At 64.4% G+C, this 17,626-nt stretch carries 12 protein-coding genes; 10 read left to right on the forward strand and 2 right to left on the reverse strand.

Annotated elements, in window-relative coordinates:
• The first annotated feature begins 133 nt into the window (after positions 1 to 133).
• From ABCR88_RS02030 to ABCR88_RS02050, 5 genes are all read left to right on the forward strand, one after another.
• Positions 134 to 2,584 (forward strand): glycogen/starch/alpha-glucan phosphorylase, encoded by a 2,451-nt coding sequence (locus ABCR88_RS02030; RefSeq protein WP_041115300.1) that lies wholly within the window; start codon positions 134 to 136, stop codon positions 2,582 to 2,584.
• Positions 2,585 to 2,789: 205 nt separating this feature from the next.
• Positions 2,790 to 6,422: a DUF2339 domain-containing protein gene (locus tag ABCR88_RS02035; protein WP_350404055.1), complete on the forward strand. Its 3,633-nt coding sequence runs from the start codon at positions 2,790 to 2,792 to the stop codon at positions 6,420 to 6,422.
• The gene (locus ABCR88_RS02040; protein WP_350404056.1) at positions 6,419 to 7,792 is read left to right on the forward strand and encodes a DUF3999 domain-containing protein; all 1,374 of its coding nucleotides are present in this window, start codon (positions 6,419 to 6,421) and stop codon (positions 7,790 to 7,792) included. The genes ABCR88_RS02035 and ABCR88_RS02040 overlap by 4 nt, the downstream gene beginning before the upstream one ends.
• 186 nt (positions 7,793 to 7,978) lie before the next feature.
• On the forward strand, positions 7,979 to 8,989 hold the full coding sequence (locus tag ABCR88_RS02045; RefSeq protein ID WP_011058768.1) for a class 1 fructose-bisphosphatase: 1,011 nt from the start codon (positions 7,979 to 7,981) through the stop codon (positions 8,987 to 8,989).
• 3 nt (positions 8,990 to 8,992) lie between these two features.
• Positions 8,993 to 9,595 (forward strand): DUF924 family protein, encoded by a 603-nt coding sequence (locus ABCR88_RS02050; RefSeq protein WP_337154561.1) that lies wholly within the window; start codon positions 8,993 to 8,995, stop codon positions 9,593 to 9,595.
• A 35-nt stretch (positions 9,596 to 9,630) separates the two neighbouring features.
• Here ABCR88_RS02050 and ABCR88_RS02055 read toward each other — a convergent pair whose 3' ends face one another.
• Complete coding sequence (locus ABCR88_RS02055) at positions 9,631 to 11,523, reverse strand: methyl-accepting chemotaxis protein (RefSeq protein WP_026022877.1); 1,893 nt, start codon at positions 11,521 to 11,523, stop codon at positions 9,631 to 9,633.
• Positions 11,524 to 11,805: 282 nt separating this feature from the next.
• Here ABCR88_RS02055 and ABCR88_RS02060 point away from each other — a divergent pair, with 282 nt between their 5' ends.
• Both ABCR88_RS02060 and ABCR88_RS02065 read left to right on the forward strand, forming a co-directional pair.
• Positions 11,806 to 12,060: a hypothetical protein gene (locus tag ABCR88_RS02060; protein WP_011058771.1), complete on the forward strand. Its 255-nt coding sequence runs from the start codon at positions 11,806 to 11,808 to the stop codon at positions 12,058 to 12,060.
• A 35-nt stretch (positions 12,061 to 12,095) separates the two neighbouring features.
• Positions 12,096 to 12,665 (forward strand): lipocalin family protein, encoded by a 570-nt coding sequence (locus ABCR88_RS02065; protein WP_011058772.1) that lies wholly within the window; start codon positions 12,096 to 12,098, stop codon positions 12,663 to 12,665.
• Between the two features lie 81 nt (positions 12,666 to 12,746).
• Here the strand turns inward: ABCR88_RS02065 and ABCR88_RS02070 are convergent, their stop codons facing one another.
• On the reverse strand, positions 12,747 to 14,111 hold the full coding sequence (locus ABCR88_RS02070; RefSeq protein ID WP_011058773.1) for a formimidoylglutamate deiminase: 1,365 nt from the start codon (positions 14,109 to 14,111) through the stop codon (positions 12,747 to 12,749).
• Between the two features lie 107 nt (positions 14,112 to 14,218).
• Here ABCR88_RS02070 and hutC point away from each other — a divergent pair, with 107 nt between their 5' ends.
• The 3 genes from hutC (at position 14,219) to hutU (ending at position 17,624) form a co-directional block, all read left to right on the forward strand.
• Entirely contained in the window at positions 14,219 to 14,968 is a 750-nt protein-coding gene (hutC, locus tag ABCR88_RS02075) for a histidine utilization repressor (protein WP_232643970.1), read from the forward strand.
• Positions 14,965 to 15,537 (forward strand): HutD family protein, encoded by a 573-nt coding sequence (locus ABCR88_RS02080; protein WP_011058775.1) that lies wholly within the window; start codon positions 14,965 to 14,967, stop codon positions 15,535 to 15,537. Before hutC ends, ABCR88_RS02080 begins: the two co-directional genes overlap by 4 nt.
• A 404-nt stretch (positions 15,538 to 15,941) precedes the next feature.
• Positions 15,942 to 17,624 (forward strand): urocanate hydratase, encoded by a 1,683-nt coding sequence (gene hutU / locus ABCR88_RS02085; RefSeq protein ID WP_350404058.1) that lies wholly within the window; start codon positions 15,942 to 15,944, stop codon positions 17,622 to 17,624.
• Positions 17,625 to 17,626 lie beyond the last annotated feature (2 nt).

Genomic DNA, 17,626 nt, shown 5'->3' on the forward strand with positions numbered 1-17,626 from the left:
CCGCTGGCGCAGAAGACTCCCTGTTTAGCCGAGCCATTTGAAATAGCGCCGAACCAGAGCCTTCGCCTCGTGTCAGACCGACTAGGCTCAGACAATTCCATGCTCACTGTGTATCTCGTCAGAGGTCGTATCGATGACTCAGGAACCCCTTGTTCGCGACGCTGAGGTGGCCGCTTTTCGCGAAGCCGTCTTGACCAAACTCACCTACGCGGTAGGCAAAGACCCGGATCACGCCTTCGACCACGACTGGTTCGAAGCCATTGCCCTGGCCGCGCGGGACCACATGGTCGACCACTGGATGGATCACACGCGGCAGATCTACCGCAAGGGCCAGAAGCGGGTGTACTACCTGTCCCTGGAGTTCCTTATCGGCCGCCTGCTGTTCGACAGCCTGAGCAACCTCGGGCTGCTGGAGGTGGCCCGCGAGGCCCTCACCGACCTGGGGGTGGACCTGGAGCGCATCCGCCTGCTGGAGCCCGATGCGGCTTTGGGCAACGGTGGCCTGGGGCGCCTGGCGGCATGCTTCATGGAAAGCATGTCGACGCTGGGTATCGCCGGCCACGGCTACGGCATCCGCTACGAACACGGGCTGTTCCGCCAGGCCATCGTCGATGGCTGGCAGCAGGAGCAGACCGAGCACTGGCTGGATTTCGGCAACCCCTGGGAGTTCGAGCGCCCCGAGGTGATCTACTCCATCGGCTTTGGCGGCAGTGTCGACACCGTGACCGACGAGGCGGGCAACACCCGGCAGGTCTGGTGGCCGGCGGAAACGGTGCGCGCGGTGGCCTACGACACCCCGGTGGTGGGCTGGCGCGGGGCCAGCGTCAACACCTTGCGCTTGTGGCGGGCACGGGCCATGGAAGACCTGCACCTGGAGCGCTTCAATGCCGGTGACCACCTGGGCGCGGTAGCCGAAGTGGCCCGGGCCGAGAGTATTTCCCGGGTGCTGTACCCGGCCGACAGCACCGAGGCCGGCCAGGAGCTGCGCCTGCGCCAGGAATATTTCTTCGTCTCGGCGTCGCTGCAGGACCTGCTGCGCCGCCACAAGAACATGCACGACTCGGTGCTCAGCCTCGGCGAGCACGCGGCGATCCAGCTCAATGACACCCACCCGTCGATCGCCGTGGCCGAGCTGATGCGCCAATTGGTCGACCTGCACGGCATCGCCTGGGACGCGGCGTGGCAGATCACCGTGGAAACCCTCTCCTACACCAACCACACCTTGCTGCCCGAAGCCCTGGAAACCTGGCCGGTGGGCCTGATGGAGCGCATGCTGCCGCGGCACATGCAGATCATCTACCTGATCAACGCCCAGCACATCGACTCGCTGCGGGCCAAGGGCCTGCACGATTTCGACGTGCTGCGGGCGGTGTCGCTGATCGAGGAAGACAACGGCCGCCGGGTGCGCATGGGCAACCTGGCGTTTCTCGGCTCCCACAGCGTCAACGGCGTGTCCGGGCTGCACACCCAGTTGATGCGCAGCACGGTGTTCTCCGAGCTGCACAAGCTGTACCCCGAGCGCATCAACAACAAGACCAACGGCATCACCTTCCGCCGCTGGCTGTACCAGGCCAACCCGCAACTCACTGAAATGCTGGTGGAGGCCCTGGGCCCCGAGCTGCTGGACAGCCCCGAGGAACTGCTCAGGGGGCTCGAACCCTTTGCCGAGAAACCGGCCTTTCGCAAACAGTTCGCCGAGCAGCGCCTGCACAGCAAGCGCGCCCTCGCGGCGATCATCCATGAGCGCCTGGGAATCGCGATCAACCCGGCGGCAATGTTCGATGTGCAGGTCAAGCGCATCCACGAATACAAGCGCCAGTTGCTCAACCTGTTGCACACCGTGGCGTTGTACCAGGCGATCCGCGCCGAGCCGGAAACCGACTGGGTGCCGCGGGTGAAGATCTTCGCCGGCAAGGCTGCCGCCAGCTATCACCAGGCCAAGCTGATCATCAAGCTGACCAACGACATCGCCCGTACGGTGAACAATGACCCCACGGTGCGCGGTTTGCTCAAGGTGGTGTTCTTGCCCAACTACAACGTCAGCCTGGCGGAAAGCATCATTCCTGCCGCCGACCTGTCGGAGCAGATCTCCACCGCCGGGTTCGAGGCCTCGGGCACCAGCAACATGAAGTTCGGCCTCAATGGCGCGTTGACCATCGGCACCCTGGACGGCGCCAACGTCGAGATGTGCGAGCAGGTCGGCGCGGAGCACATGTTCATCTTCGGCCTCAGTGCCCAGCAGGTGGAGGCGCGCAAACGCAATGGCGAGTTCAGCGCGGTGCCGGACATCGCCGCCTCCCATCGGCTGAACGACGTGCTGCAGGCGATTCGCGGCGGGGTGTTCTCCCCGGACGATCCGTCGCGCTATACCGCGCTGATCGATTCGCTGATCGATTACGACCGGTTCCTGGTCTGCGCCGATTTCGACGCTTACTGGAACGCCCAGGCCCGGGTCGAGGAGCGCTGGCACGACTCCAAGGAATGGTGGCGTTCGGCGGTGCTCAACACTGCGCGCATGGGCTGGTTCTCTTCGGACCGGACCATCCGTGAATACGCTACGGAGATCTGGAAGGCCCTGGAATGAGGCCCCTGAGAAAATTCTAGAAGTGTGTACAAGGCCCAGCGTTTGTTGGGCCTTGCCGATATACTGGGCAGCGTTTTGCCTCCCCGGCGGTGTCTTTTGGCTGGTGTCCGGCTTCCAAGCGGGGAGGGGCCTTTACCGGTTTACCGGCGCGGGCACCCATACGGTTGCACCCGTCCGTCAATGGACTGCTTAGGGATATCGACACATGCAATGGATATTCATGCTGCTGGGAGGGGGACTGGGCTGGCTCCTTGACGAGTCCTTTAGCGACGCCCTGATTGGCGCGATCTCGGGCTTGGCCATCGGCCTGGCGATTCGTTCCGACGCCTTGCATCGACAAGTTGTCGACCAGCATCGTGAGCTGGAGAAGGCAAAGAAGGCCCTCGCTACCCTGGGCCAGCGCCTTGCCCTGCTGGAAAGCACCGGCGGCCCCGCTGCCGAACCCGCCTCAGAACCCCAGGCCAGCGCCCCGCTGGCCGAGGCAGGTAGCGGCATGAGCGCCGCGCCGGAACTTGCAGACCTTCCCGAATTCATTCTTGAGGAAGTCCAGCCCGTGGAGCCGGCGCCGGTTGCCCCCGAGCTGGTCTGGGAATTGCCCGCGGCAGCGAGCCCTGCCGCCTCCGTGGAGGCCAGCCAGCCGGTGCCGGAGTCGGTATGGCAACCCCAGCCCCAGGCGCCGGCCCGTGAATCCGTAGCTACGCCTCGGGAACCCAACCTGATCGAGCGCGCCCTGAGCGGCGCGCGCAACTGGCTGTTTGGCGGCAACACTGTGCTGCGGGTCGGCGTGGTGCTGTTGTTCCTTGGCCTGGCTTTCCTTCTGCGCTACGCCACCGAAGGCATGGTGGTGCCGCTGGAGCTGCGCTACGCCGGGGTTGCGGCCTGCTCCCTGGGCCTGCTGGGCCTGGGCTGGTGGTTGCGGCGGCGCAACAGCAACTACGCCCTGATGCTCCAGGGCACCGGTATCGCGGTGCTGTACCTGACGGTGTTCGCGGCGATGCGCCTGCATCCGTTGCTCGACCCTTCCGCGGCCCTTGGCCTGTTGGTGGCGGTCACGGTGTTTTCGGCGATCCTGGCCATTACCCAGGACGCCCTCAGTCTGGCGGCCGCTGCAGCCCTGGGCGGCTTTGCCGCACCGATCCTGACGTCCACCGGCGCCGGCAGCCATGTGGCACTGTTCAGTTACTTCGCCCTGCTCAATGCCGGCATCCTGGCCATTGCCTGGTTCAAGGCCTGGCGCCTGCTGAACCTGATCGGCTTTGTCGGCACCTTCGGTATCGGCTTTGCCTGGGGCCTGCGCTCCTACACGCCGGAGCTGCTGTGGAGCACCGAGCCCTTCCTGATCCTGTTCTTTGTCATGTACCTGGCCATCGGCCTGCTGTTCACCCGGCGCAAGCTGCTGGAAATGCCCGACGCACCGGCGGATGACAGCCGCCAGGCGCTGCTGCACTGGTCTGCGCGCAAGGGTGACTACGTCGACGGCAGCATGCTCTTCGGCCCGCCCCTGGTGGGCTTCGGCCTGCAACTGGCGTTGGTCCAGCACCTGGAGTTCGCCGCTTCCTTCAGTGCCCTGGCCCTGGGCCTGACCTACATGGTCCTGGCCCGGCTACTGATGGGCGGCCGCGCCCTGTTGCTGGGTGAAACCTGCCTGGCCCTGGGCGTGATCTTCGCCAGCCTGGCGATCCCTCTAGGCCTGGATGCGCGCTGGACCTGCGCTGCCTGGGCCGTGGAAGGGGCGGGAATCTTCTGGCTCGGCCTGCGTCAGCAACGGCCGCTGGCCCGGGCGTTCGCCCTGCTGCTGCAACTGGGGTCGGCCCTGGCCTTCCTCAGTAAGCTGCAGCCTGGCACTACCAGCCTGCTGGACGGCGCGCCGCTGGGGGCGTTGCTGCTGGGCGTCGCGCTGCTGTTCAGCTTCGACCAGTTGCGGCGGGCGCAGAAGACCCAGGTAGCGAGCTGGGAGCAGGGCATTGCGCCGATCCTGGCGGTGGCCGGGCTGGCTTTCCTGTACCTGCTGGCGCCGTTGTTCCTGTTCACCCAGGGCACCGCCATCAGCTGGGCGGTGGCCGGGTTGGCGACGCTGTTTGTCGGCCTGCGCCTGCAATCGCGGACGTTCCTGTTCACCGCCTTCGCCGTGCAGCTGTTGGGCGGTGCGCTGTTCCTGATGCGCCTGCAAGGTGCGGACGGCGATGCCGGTGCGGTGTTCAACGCCGGCTGGAGCGGGCTGATGAGCGCTTCGCTGATTGGCCTGGCGCTGATCGGCGGCATGCTCCTGGCAGCCCGCAATGACATGGTGCGCAGTGATCCGCGGCTGCTGCGGGGCTTGTCCCTGGTACTGCTGGCCGGCCTGATGATGATCAACCTGGCGGTGCTGTTCGTCCTGCCCTGGAGCACGGCCAGTGGCGTCTGGGCCGCCAGTGGCCTGCTGATCATCTGGCTCAGCCTGTATCTGCAGCAGCGGGCCAGCTTTGTCTTCGGCCTGGTGCTCCAGGTGATTGGCGGCAGCACTTTCCTGCTGGCCGGTTCGGGTTGGTATTTCGTCGCGGCGGACGCTGCGCGGCCTCTGGCCAATGGCGATTTCTGGACGCCGATGGTTCTGGCCCTGGCGGCCCTGGTGGGCGCCTGGCGCCTGCAGCGGGGCAACCATGGTTCGGCCTTCGATACCTTGAGCCTGGGCCATCTGTCCGATCTGTTGCTGGCCTGGGGCGCCTGCTGGTGGGCCTTTACCTGGCTCAAGGAAGTGCTGCGCTTCGCCCCGGCCCATTGGCAGGCCAGCCTGCTGTTGCTGATCAGCGCGGCTAGCGTGTTGCTCTGGGCGCTGCTGGCGGTACGTTTGAAATGGTCGTCCCTGGGCCTGTTGTGCAGCCTGTTGATACCGGCCGCGGGTCTGGTGCTGCTGGCTTCCTGGGGTCCGCGCTATCACCCGGCTGCGGATTTCGGCTGGCTGGCCTGGACCCTGTTGTTCGCCGTGCACTTCTTCAGCCAGCGGCGCCTGGCGTCGCAGCTGCCGGCACGGGTGGCGAGCATCGCCCATGTGCTGGGCTGCTGGTTGCTGATCGGCGTGCTGGCGCTGGAGCTGCGTTATGGCCTGCTGCTGTTGTCCGAGCAGTACAACGCCTGGCGCTGGTTGGGTTGGGCGATCCTGCCGAGCCTGTACCTGGTGGCGATGGCCGCGCCGCGCACCTGGCCGTGGCCGGTTTCTGCCCACTCCCGCGAGTACCGCCTGTATGCCGCGCTGCCCCTGGCGGTGCTGATGCTCGGCTGGTTCTGGCTGGCGAATATCTTCAGCGATGGCCGGGCCGAACCACTGCCTTACCTGCCGCTGCTCAACCCGTTGGAACTGGGGCTGCTGTTCGCGCTGTTCGGCGTCTATGTCTGGTCGCGCAGCGCGGTGCGGGAACTGGCGATCCGTGCCGACTACGCCGAGCGTGCCACGCAACTGGTGGCGGGGCTGTCGCTGTTCGCCTTCTTCACCGTGCTGGTGATGCGGGCGGCCCACCATTGGAGCGGCGTGCCGTTCCAGGCGGATGCGTTGCTGGAATCGATGATGGTCCAGGCCGGGCTGTCCATCGTCTGGACCCTGATTGCCCTGAGCCTGATGATCGGCGGCCACCTGCGTCATCGCCGTGAAGTCTGGCTGATCGGCGCAGTGCTGATTGCCGTGGTGGTGGCCAAGCTGTTCCTGGTGGAGTTGAGCAACCGTGGCGGACTGGCGCGGATCGTCTCGTTCATCGGGGTGGGAGTATTGCTGCTGGTGGTGGGCTATTTCGCCCCATTGCCGCCCAAGCGTGCCGAGGCGCAAGCCGAGCCCGGCAAACCGTTGAATGAAGGAGTGTCATCGTGAGTGCGAAGCTGAGCCTGGGCTGGTTGGGGGCTGTGGGCCTGTGTGTGGCGTTGTCCGCCGTGGCCCAGGACAAACCGGCGGACTTCAAGTCCCTGGCACCCCTGAGCCTGAGCGGCGAGGGGCCCTGGTATCGCCTGGAATTGCCGTTGGCGGTGCAACTGCACGCCAGCCAGACCGACCTGCGGGATATCCGTGTGTTCAACGCCGCCGGTGAGCCCCAGGCCTATGCCCTGGCGCGCCAGCAAGCGCAGACCACCGAGCAGCACACGCTCAGCGATGTGAAGTGGTTCCCGTTGTACAGCTCGGCAGATGCCGCCGACAGCACCCCCAGCGTGCGGGTGCAATCCACCACCAATGGCACGCTGGTGGAGGTTCAGCCCTCCACTCATCTGGAGGCCGGCGAGGAGGTCCTGCGTGGCTGGTTGCTGGATGCCAGCGCAATCAAGGCACCGTTGCAGCAACTGGTGCTGGACTGGACCAGCGAACGCGACGGCTTCCAGCGGTTCAGCATCGAAGCCAGCGACGACCTGCAACACTGGCAGCCCTGGGGCGAAGGCCAGGTGGCGCGCCTGTCGTTCGCCGACGAGCGGGTCGAACAGCATGAAGTGGCCTTGCCCGGGCAGACGGCGCGCTACCTGCGCCTCTTGTGGAACACCCCGCAAATGGCGCCGGTGCTGACTTCGGCGCAATTGCAAAGCAGTACCACCAGCAGCCTGCCCTCGCCGCTGGTGTGGTCGCAGCCCCTGGGAGGCAGCAGTGCCAAGGCCGGCGAGTACACCTGGCAGTTGCCCATGGGTTTGAACCTGGAGCGAGTGCGCATTGCCCTGACCCAGGCCAACAGCCTGGCTCCGGCCACGCTTTATGGGCGCCGAGAAAGCAGCCTGCCGTGGCAGCCCCTGGGCAATGGCCTGCTGTACCGCCTGACCCAGAATGGCCAGGACGTACAGCAGAACGAACTGCAACTGCCGGGGCAGACCGTGCAGCAACTCAGGCTGGTGGTGGATGAACGTGGTGGCGGCCTGGGCGCCGAGGCCCCGAGCCTGGAGTTCGCCGTGCGTGGCACCCAACTGGTGTTCCTGGCTCGGGGAGCCGGCCCTTACACCCTGGCCCTGGGCAACCCCACCGCGAGCGCGGCCAACCTGCCGCTGGCGACCCTGATCCCCGACTACAGTGCGCAACGCCTCAAGCAGTTGGGCCAAGCCAAGGTCGAGGGCGCGGCGCAACTGGCCTCGGCCACTGTCGCTCCTGCCGCTGCCGTGGCGGCAGGCGGGCCGGACTGGAAGAAGATCGGCCTGTGGGCCGTATTGCTTCTCGGGGTGCTGGCCCTGGCCGGCATGGCCTTCAGCATGTTGCGCAAACCCGCGGCCTGAGGCGGGCAGGTGTGGCGAGGGACCAAGCTCCCTCGCCACCAAGGTCCATCGTGCCCGGGGTTTTTGACTACGCTGAAACCGGCGCCTGAACTCTAACTGGCGGTTCCCTGTCTGAGAGGAGGAAATGCGCCTCGACTCGCGTTAAACTGCGCGGGTTTTTAGCCCCCCATTCCTCCGGAGCCTTCCATGTCCCGCGTTACCCTGAGTCGCTATTTGATTGAGCAGACCCGCAGCAACAACACTCCTGCCGATCTGCGCTTCCTGATCGAAGTGGTGGCGCGTGCTTGCAAGGAGATCAGCCACGCCGTTTCCAAGGGCGCCCTGGGCGGTGTCCTGGGCAGCATGGGCACGGAAAACGTGCAGGGCGAAGTGCAGAAGAAGCTCGACGTGATCTCCAACGAGATCCTGCTCGAAGCCAACGAATGGGGCGGCCACCTGGCCGGCATGGCGTCCGAGGAAATGGACAATGCCTACCAGATCCCGGGCAAGTACCCCAAAGGCGCCTACCTGCTGGTATTCGACCCGCTGGACGGCTCCTCGAACATCGATATCAACGCACCGGTCGGCACCATTTTCTCGGTACTGCGCTGCCCGAACGAGTACCTGAGCCAGAACGAAGCCCTGAATGAAAAGGCCTTCCTGCAGCCGGGCACCCAGCAGGTCGCCGCCGGTTACGCCATCTACGGCCCGCAGACCATGCTGGTGCTGACCCTGGGCGACGGCGTCAAAGGCTTCACCCTGGACCGCGAAATGGGCAGCTTCGTCCTGACCCACGAAGACATCAAGATTCCGGAATCCACCCAGGAATTCGCCATCAACATGTCCAACGAGCGTCACTGGGAAGCCCCGGTCAAGCGCTACGTGGAAGAACTGCTGGCGGGCGACACCGGCCCGCTGAAAAAGAACTACAACATGCGCTGGGTCGCAGCGATGGTGGCTGACGTGCACCGTATCCTGACCCGTGGCGGCCTGTTCATGTACCCACGGGACAGCCGCGAGCCGGAAAAGCCGGGCAAGCTGCGCCTGATGTACGAAGCCAATCCGATGTCGTTCCTGGTGGAGCAGGCCGGCGGCGCGTCCACCGATGGTCACAAGCGCATTCTCGACATTCAGCCTGAAGGCCTGCACCAGCGTGTGGCGGTGTTCCTCGGCTCGAAGGAAGAAGTGGCCCGCGTGACCGGCTACCACAAGGAGTAAATCATGAGCGCGCCCTGGCAGCCTCTGCTTGATTGGTGGTTCGGTTCAGCCGAAAGGCCGGCGGAGATTGTCGCTGCCAAGGGCCGGTTGTGGTTCGGCAAGCGCGACAGCCAGGACCTCGAAGCGCGTCAGCGTTTCGCCGGCCTGGTGGAGCAGGCCCTGGCTGGCGGTTTGACCGAATGGGCGCAAAGCCCCCAAGGTTGGCTGGCCATGGTGCTGTTGCTCGACCAACTGCCACGGATGATCTATCGCGACACTCCCAAGGCATTTGCCGGCGACCTGCGTGCCCAGGCACTGGTGGCCCAGGGTATCGCCGCGGATTTTGACCGGCGCCTGCCGGCCATCCAGCGCTGCTTCATCTACCTGGTGTTCGAGCACTGCGAAAACCTGGCGGTGCAGAACGAGAGCGTTTCACGCTTTACCGCCCTGCACGATGAACAGCCAGCGGACGAGCGTGCAGTGTTTGCCGACAACCTGGACTACGCCGAACGGCACCAGAAAGTCATTGCCCGCTTTGGGCGCTTCCCCCATCGCAATGCCATCCTGGACCGCGAATCCACGGCCGAGGAACTGGCTTTCCTGCGCGAGCCCGGTTCGCGTTTTTAAGGGCACTTTCGCCGGCAGGCCGGCGAAGCTGTTACTCAGATACGGAAACTGCCCACCAGATGCTGCAGGCGCTTGGCCTGCTGCTCCAGGTCGGCGCAGGCGCGCAAGGTGGCCTGGAGGTTTTCCACGCCTTCCTGGTTGAGGGTGTTGATCTCGGTGATGTCGACGTTGATCGACTCCACCACGGCGGTCTGCTCCTCGGTGGCGGTGGCCACCGACTGGTTCATGCCGTCGATCTCGCCGATGCGCTGGGTCACGCTGCCCAGGCGCTCGCCGGCCTGGTTGGCAATGCCCACGCTGTTCTCGCTCTCGCGCTGGCTTTCGGTCATGGTGCCCACCGCTTCACGGGCGCCTACCTGCAGTTCCTCGATCATCTTCTGCACTTGCTGCGCCGAATCCTGGGTGCGGTGGGCGAGGTTGCGCACTTCGTCCGCTACCACTGCGAAGCCGCGCCCGGCCTCACCGGCGCGGGCGGCTTCGATGGCGGCGTTGAGGGCCAGCAGGTTGGTCTGCTGGGAGATGCTGGTGATCACTTCCAGAATTTGCCCGATGTTCACCGTGCTGCTGTTGAGGGTTTCGATGTTGTCGCAGGAACTGCTGATCTTGGCCGACAGCTGGTGCATCGCGGCGATGGTCTTGTCCACTACCTGCTGGCCGTCTTCCGCCAGGCTGCGGGCGTCGCTGGAGTGCTGCGAGGCCAGGGCTGCGTTCTGGGCGATTTCCTGGGCGGCGGCGCCCAGCTGGTTGATGGCTGCGGCCACGCTGCTGGTGCGCGAGGCCTGCTGGTCGGAGTTGAACATCGACGAATTGGAGGCAGCCACGACCCGCAGGGCCACTTCGTTGACCTGGCCGGTGGCCGAGGACACTTCGCGGATCGAGCTGTGGATGCGTTCGACGAAACGGTTGAACGACACTCCCAGGGTGCCGAATTCGTCGTGGCCGTGGATCACCAGGCGTTTGGTCAGGTCGCCTTCACCTTCGGCGATATCGTGCATGGCCCGGCCCATCAGGTGCAGGGGCTGCATCAGCATGCGGATCAGCATGCCCAGCAGGCTGATGATGATCACCACGGCAATGGCCATGGCGATGATGGCCGAGGTGCGGAACTCGCTGAGCATGGCGAAGGCGGTGTCCTGGTCCAGGACCAGGGCCACGTACCAGTCGGCCGAGGGCACGCCATTGACGTGGGTGAAGGAAATGAACTGGGTCTTGCCGCCCTGCTGCACTTCTTTCAGCCCTGGGCTGACGTTCGGCGCTGCGTTGGGGTAGGCCTCGCTCAGGTTCTTGAGCACCAGCTTGCTGTCAGGGTGGATGAGGATCTTGCCCTCGGCACTGACGATGAAGGCATGGCCGTGGCCGCCGAAGTTCAGTGAGTTGATGATGGCGCTGACGCTCGACAGGTCGATGTCGGCACCGGCCACGCCGATCATCTGGTTCTGGTGCTGTACCGGGGTGGCGACGGTGATCACCAGCTTGCCCGACGAGGCGGCGATGTAGGGTTCGGTGACGATGGTCCGCTGGGCGCCGGTGGCTGCCTTGTACCAGCCGCGGGCACGGGGGTCGTAATCGGCGGCGCGGTTGCCGGCCGGTACCGAGAACATCACGCCGTCCTGGCCTCCGAAGTAGCTGAGCTGGAAGTTGCCGGTGTAGGCGGGCAGGCCGACGCTGCGTTTCAGGCTATCGGCGCCGCTGCCGTCCACGGCGATCTGCTGGGCCAGGGATTGCAGGAGCTGGATGCGGCTCTCCAGCCAGGTCTGGATGTTGCTGGTGGTCAGGCTGCCCAGTTCCTGCATCGAGGCTTCGGTGCTGCTGCGCAGGGCCTCTCGCTGTCGATAGTCGTTGAACAGAATAAAACAGGCGAACGCAACGGCAACCACAAGGGCGGCGGCGAGCAGGATCTTGTGGCTGAACTTCATATTTCTGGTCATTAAATGAACTACCGCGAGGGGCTGGTCAACGAGGGGCGTCAATTTGCCACAGTGGAGGGCTTTGCGCTGCATCTTATGTCGACTGGCCACCACTGAAAATGAGGGGCAGATACACAAAGCCGACGAACTGTCAGGTGCGGCAAAAAGGTCCTTGATTTACGAGGCAATTGCCCGGTTTGCCAGGCAAGAAATACCCGTCTCCCCGGGGAACCAGAAGGGGGTTTTCTCTTCTAAGCTTCTGGTTGGCTGACAGGCCTTCCCCCTTTTGTTCAGGAGTTCACCATGTCCCTGCGTTCTCTCGCTCTGTTGTCGTTCTGCGTGCTGCTGGCCGCGTGCAGCAAGGTCAATCAGGAAAACTATTCCAAGCTGTCGGCGGGTATGCCCAAGGCCGAGGTCGAACAACTCCTGGGCAAGCCGACTGACTGTTCGGGCGCGCTGGGCATGTCCAGCTGCACCTGGGGTGACAAGAACAGCTTTATCAGCGTGCAGTACGCCGGTGACAAGGTTCTGATGTTTTCCGGGCAAGGCCTGAAGTAAAAAAACCGGGGCTTCGGGCCCACGGGAGAAAAATAATGATGCGTTTTGCTGTCACTCTTCTGGTCGGCCTGCTCTTGGCCGGCTGCGCCACGTCCCGGGACGATTCGCTGGCGCCCAAGACCGTCAACCACGTCGATCTCAAGCGTTATCAGGGCACCTGGTACGAGCTGGCGCGGTTGCCCATGTACTTCCAGCGCAACTGTGCGCAATCCGAGGCTCGTTATACCCTGCTGCCGGAGGGCAACGTGGCGGTGCTCAATCGCTGCCTGACGCCGGAATGGAAATGGGAAGAGGCCCGTGGTACGGCCACGCCTCAAGTGCCGGGCAAGACCGACAAGCTGTGGGTGGAGTTCGATAACTGGTTCTCGCGGCTGCTGCCGGGCGCTACCAAGGGCGACTACTGGGTGTTGTACGTCAGCGATGACTACAAGACCGCGATTGTCGGCAACCCGAACCGCCGTTACCTGTGGCTGCTGTCGCGGACCAAGGAGGTCAACGAAACGGTGCGCGAGGAACTGCTGAGCAAGGCTCGCCAGCAGGGGTATGACACCACGCGGCTGATCTGGCGGGTGTCGGACTCGGCCATGGCCAAGACCTCGAAATAAGCTCATCCGCAGGAGCCGGCTGGCCGGCGAAGGCGCTCGTGAGAATGCTTTCGCCGGCCAGCAGGCTCCTACAGGTCGGGGTTAGTTGAGCAGGTCACGCAGGACCTGGGTGAAGGCCCGGCTGCTGTCTTCTTCGGCGGCGTGACGCCCGTCGCGCACGACCCACTGCCCACCCACCATCACATCGCGCACCTGACGGTCGCCGCCGGCGAACAGCCAGCGGTTGAGAATCCCGTCGCCGTCGGCGGTGGCCAGGTAGGGGTCGTTGCCATCCAGCACCAGCCAGTCGGCGCGGGTACCCACGGCCAGGGCGCCAATGCCTTGTCCCAGGGCCTGGGCACCGCCATCCAGCGCGGCGTCGTACAGGGTCCGGCCGACCATGGGCTGGTCGGCGCGGTACAGGCGGTTGCGGCGCTGGTCCCGCAGGCGCTGGCCGTACTCCAGCCAGCGCAGCTCTTCCACCACGCTCAAGGACACATGGCTGTCGGAGCCGATGCCCAGGCGCCCGCCCTGGGCCAGGAAGTCCACCGCCGGGAAAATACCGTCGCCCAGGTTGGCCTCGGTGGTCAGGCACAGGCCGGCGATGGCCCGGCTTCTGGCCATGAGGCTGACTTCCTCGGGGTTGGCGTGGGTGGCGTGGACCAGGCACCAGCGCTGATCCACCGCGACGTTTTCATACAGCCACTGCAATGGACGCCGGCCGCTCCAGCTCAGGCAGTCGTCGACTTCCTTCTGCTGCTCGGCGATGTGGATATGCACCGGGCAATGGCGATCACTGGCAGCCAGCACTTCGCTGATCTGCTGTGGCGTGACCGCTCGCAACGAGTGAAAGCACAGGCCCAGTTGCTGGTTGGCCTGCTGCGCCAGCAGCGGCTGCAAGTGCTGTTGCAGCTTGAGGTAGTTTTCCGTGCTGTTGATGAAGCGGCGCTGGCCGTCATTCGGTGCCTGGCCACCAAAGCCTGCGTGGCTGTAGAGCACTGGCAGCAGGGTCAGGCCGATACCGCTGCCGGCGGCGGCCTGGCTGATGCGTCGGGACAGTTCGGCGGGGTCGGCGTAGGGCTTGCCGTCGCTGTCGTGATGCACGTAGTGGAATTCAGCTACCGAGGTGTAGCCGGCCTTGAGCATTTCGATATACAGCTGCCGGGCGATGACTTCCAACTGCTCGGGATTGATCTTGCCCACCAGGCGGTACATCAGGTCGCGCCAGGTCCAGAAGCTGTCATTGGGGTTGCCGGCCACTTCCGCCAGCCCGGCCATGGCCCGCTGGAATGCATGGGAGTGCAGGTTGGGCATGCCCGGCAGCAGCGGGCCCTTGAGCCGTTCCGCGCCGTCTGCGCTGGCGTTGGCCTGGATCTGTGTCAGTTGGCCGTTAGCGCTGACTTCAAGGCGTACATGGTTGGCCCAGCCATCAGGCAGCAGTGCACGTTCGGCGAAAAAGGCGGACATGGTTCAAGCACCCTATCGTTTGTTATTTGTATATACATATACAGACGTTTGCCTGCCCGGTAAACTCCGGCAAGCTAGCCACCTTTATCGATCAACAAGGATTTCCTGTGCCGACTCCGCCTGCCAAATCGCCGCTGGCTGCCCACTTGGGCGATAGTCCGGCGCCCTTGTACGCCCGCGTCAAACAGATGATCACCCAGCAGATCGAGAGCGGAAACTGGCCGCCGCACTACCGTGTTCCCTCGGAAAGCGAGCTGGTCAATCAGCTGGGTTTCAGCCGCATGACCATCAACCGCGCGCTGCGCGAGATGACGGCCGAAGGCATGCTGGTGCGGATGCAGGGCGTGGGCACTTTCGTCGCCGAACCCAAGAGCCAGTCCGCCCTGTTCGAAGTGCACAACATTGCCGACGAGATCGCGTCCCGCGGTCATCGCCACACCTGCCAGGTGATCACCCTGAGCGAGGAGGCCGCCGGTTCCGAGCGTGCCCTGGCCCTGGACATGCGTGAAGGGCAGAAGGTCTTCCACTCGCTGATCGTGCATTTCGAAAACGACATCCCGGTGCAGATCGAGGACCGTTTCGTCAACGCCCTGGTGGCGCCGGAGTACCTCAAGCAGGACTTCACCCTGCAGACTCCCTACGCCTATCTGTCCCAGGTCGCGCCCCTGACCGAGGGCGAGCATGTGGTGGAGGCGATTCTCGCCGAAGCCGAAGAATGCCGGCTGCTGCAGATCGAGCGGGGCGAGCCTTGCCTGCTGATTCGCCGTCGTACCTGGTCCGGGCGCCAGCCGGTGACCGCCGCGCGGCTGATCCACCCCGGTTCCCGTCATCGTCTGGAAGGGCGCTTTCACAAATGATCCAGCTCACCCATCTGCGTGCCGCCGACTACCCACGCATGCCTTGGAAAAACGGTGGAGGCAGCACCGAAGAGATTGCCCGGGATACCGGTGACGGCCTGGACGGTTTCGGCTGGCGCCTGTCGATTGCCGATATCGCCGAGTCCGGCGGGTTTTCCAGTTTTGCCGGTTACCAGCGGGTCATCACCGTGCTCCAGGGCGCGGGCATGCAACTGACCATCGATGGCGAGGATGTGCGGCCGCTGTTGCCTCTGGACGCCTTTGCCTTCAGCGGCGCCAGCCAGGTCGATTGCACATTGCTGGAGGGGGCGATCCGCGACTTCAACCTGATCTATTGCCCACAGCGCTACGTCGCCCGTTTGCAGTGGCTCGATGGCCAGCAGCGGTTTTTCACCCAGGCGCACACCTTGTTGCTGTTCAGCGCTGCCGAGCAAGCCTGGGTGGATACCGGTAGCGCACCGGTGCAAGCACTGGGGCGTTATGACTGTCTGCGCCTGGAAGGCAATCGTGGGCTGCTGGAAGTCGCCCTGGACGGGCTGTGCTGCGTGATCGAACTCACCGCCCGCTGATTCATCACATCTTGCCGCAGGCCGGGATACGGCCTGCGGATGCTGCAAACCTCCTTTCTTTATTCGTGCTTGGCTGCCCTCGGCTTCGTGCGGGGTTCTGCGTGCCGGCGCCGGCGCGCCTGCTGTTTCTTGTGCGCACTCATTTGTTACCGAACGCCCCAGCTCGGCGCAAAAGCCCATCCTGGTAACAGCCGCGCGCGTGGCAAAAAACCTTCGCTGAAAATTTATCTTTGGTTGAAAGCCCCGTTCTACAAGGCCTGCGATGTGTCCGTCAGGTTTATGAGAATAATCTCAAGGGAGTTGGCCGCTTGATTGCATATGCTTGTATGTACAAGTAAATATGTGTGCGTAAGAGTCGATGGAATCCTCTTCGCACCTTGGACTCATCGCCGAGGAGTTTTTCCGTGACCGACAGCAAGCCAACTAAATACCGTAACGTCGAAATCCGTGCTGCACGCGGCAACAAGCTGACCGCCAAGAGCTGGCTGACCGAAGCGCCGCTGCGCATGCTGATGAACAACCTCGACCCGGAAGTTGCCGAGAACCCCAAGGAGCTGGTGGTGTACGGCGGCATCGGCCGCGCGGCGCGCAACTGGGAGTGCTACGACAAGATCGTCGAGGCCCTGACCCGTCTGAATGACGACGAAACCCTGCTGGTGCAGTCCGGCAAGCCGGTGGGCGTGTTCAAGACCCACAGCAACGCCCCGCGGGTACTGATCGCCAACTCCAACCTGGTGCCGCACTGGGCCAGCTGGGAACACTTCAACGAACTGGATGCCAAGGGCCTGGCGATGTACGGCCAGATGACCGCCGGCAGCTGGATCTACATCGGCAGCCAGGGCATCGTCCAGGGCACCTATGAAACCTTCGTCGAAGCCGGCCGCCAGCATTACGATTCCAACCTCAAGGGCCGTTGGGTGCTGACTGCCGGTCTGGGCGGCATGGGCGGTGCCCAGCCACTGGCCGCGACCCTGGCCGGAGCCTGCTCGCTGAACATCGAGTGCCAGCAGACCAGCATCGACTTCCGCCTCAAGACCCGCTACGTCGACGAGCAGGCCACCGACCTGGACGACGCTCTGGCGCGGATCAAGAAATACACCGCCGAAGGCCGTGCCATCTCCATTGCCCTGTGCGGCAACGCTGCCGAGATCCTGCCGGAACTGGTACGCCGCGGTGTGCGCCCGGACATGGTCACCGACCAGACCAGCGCCCACGACCCGCTGAACGGCTACCTGCCCAAGGGCTGGACCTGGGAGCAGTACCGTGACCGCGCCCAGACCGAGCCGGCGGCGGTGATCAAGGCGGCCAAGCAGTCCATGGCCGTGCACGTCCAAGCCATGCTGGACTTCCAGAAAATGGGGGTTCCGACCTTCGACTACGGCAACAACATCCGCCAGATGGCCCAGGAAGAGGGCGTGGAAAACGCTTTCGACTTCCCAGGTTTCGTCCCGGCCTATATCCGTCCGCTGTTCTGCCGTGGCATCGGCCCGTTCCGCTGGGCGGCGCTGTCCGGCGATCCGCAGGACATCTACAAGACCGACGCCAAGGTCAAGGAACTGATCCCCGACGACGCCCACCTGCACAACTGGCTGGACATGGCGCGCGAGCGCATCAGCTTCCAGGGCTTGCCGGCACGGATCTGCTGGGTTGGCCTGGGCCTGCGCGCCAAGCTCGGCCTGGCCTTCAACGAAATGGTCCGCAGCGGCGAGCTGTCGGCACCGATCGTCATCGGTCGCGACCACCTGGACTCCGGTTCCGTGGCCAGCCCGAACCGTGAAACCGAATCCATGCAGGACGGTTCCGATGCCGTATCCGACTGGCCGCTGCTCAATGCCCTGTTGAACACCGCCAGTGGCGCGACCTGGGTTTCCCTGCACCACGGCGGCGGCGTCGGCATGGGCTTCTCCCAGCATTCGGGGATGGTGATCGTCTGCGACGGCACCGATGAAGCGGCCGAGCGTATTGCCCGGGTGCTGCACAACGACCCGGCCACCGGGGTGATGCGTCACGCCGATGCCGGCTACCAGATCGCCATCGATTGCGCCAAGGAACAGGGCCTGAATCTGCCGATGATCACCGGCAAGTAACC

It is taken from the genome of Pseudomonas sp. W17, assembly GCF_040268305.1.
Classification (GTDB): domain Bacteria; phylum Pseudomonadota; class Gammaproteobacteria; order Pseudomonadales; family Pseudomonadaceae; genus Aquipseudomonas; species Aquipseudomonas protegens.

Excerpts from the sequence above, each read along its gene's own strand:
- ABCR88_RS02065 (WP_011058772.1), top strand. The coding sequence starts at position 12,096 with ATGATGCGTTTTGCTGTCACTCTTCTGGTCGGCCTGCTCTTGGCCGGC.
- ABCR88_RS02055 (WP_026022877.1), bottom strand. The coding sequence starts at position 11,523 with ATGACCAGAAATATGAAGTTCAGCCACAAGATCCTGCTCGCCGCCGCC.
- ABCR88_RS02045 (WP_011058768.1), top strand. The coding sequence starts at position 7,979 with ATGTCCCGCGTTACCCTGAGTCGCTATTTGATTGAGCAGACCCGCAGC.
- ABCR88_RS02080 (WP_011058775.1), top strand. The coding sequence starts at position 14,965 with ATGATCCAGCTCACCCATCTGCGTGCCGCCGACTACCCACGCATGCCT.
- ABCR88_RS02060 (WP_011058771.1), top strand. The coding sequence starts at position 11,806 with ATGTCCCTGCGTTCTCTCGCTCTGTTGTCGTTCTGCGTGCTGCTGGCC.
- ABCR88_RS02035 (WP_350404055.1), top strand. The coding sequence starts at position 2,790 with ATGCAATGGATATTCATGCTGCTGGGAGGGGGACTGGGCTGGCTCCTT.
- ABCR88_RS02070 (WP_011058773.1), bottom strand. The coding sequence starts at position 14,111 with ATGTCCGCCTTTTTCGCCGAACGTGCACTGCTGCCTGATGGCTGGGCC.
- ABCR88_RS02050 (WP_337154561.1), top strand. The coding sequence starts at position 8,993 with ATGAGCGCGCCCTGGCAGCCTCTGCTTGATTGGTGGTTCGGTTCAGCC.
- ABCR88_RS02030 (WP_041115300.1), top strand. The coding sequence starts at position 134 with ATGACTCAGGAACCCCTTGTTCGCGACGCTGAGGTGGCCGCTTTTCGC.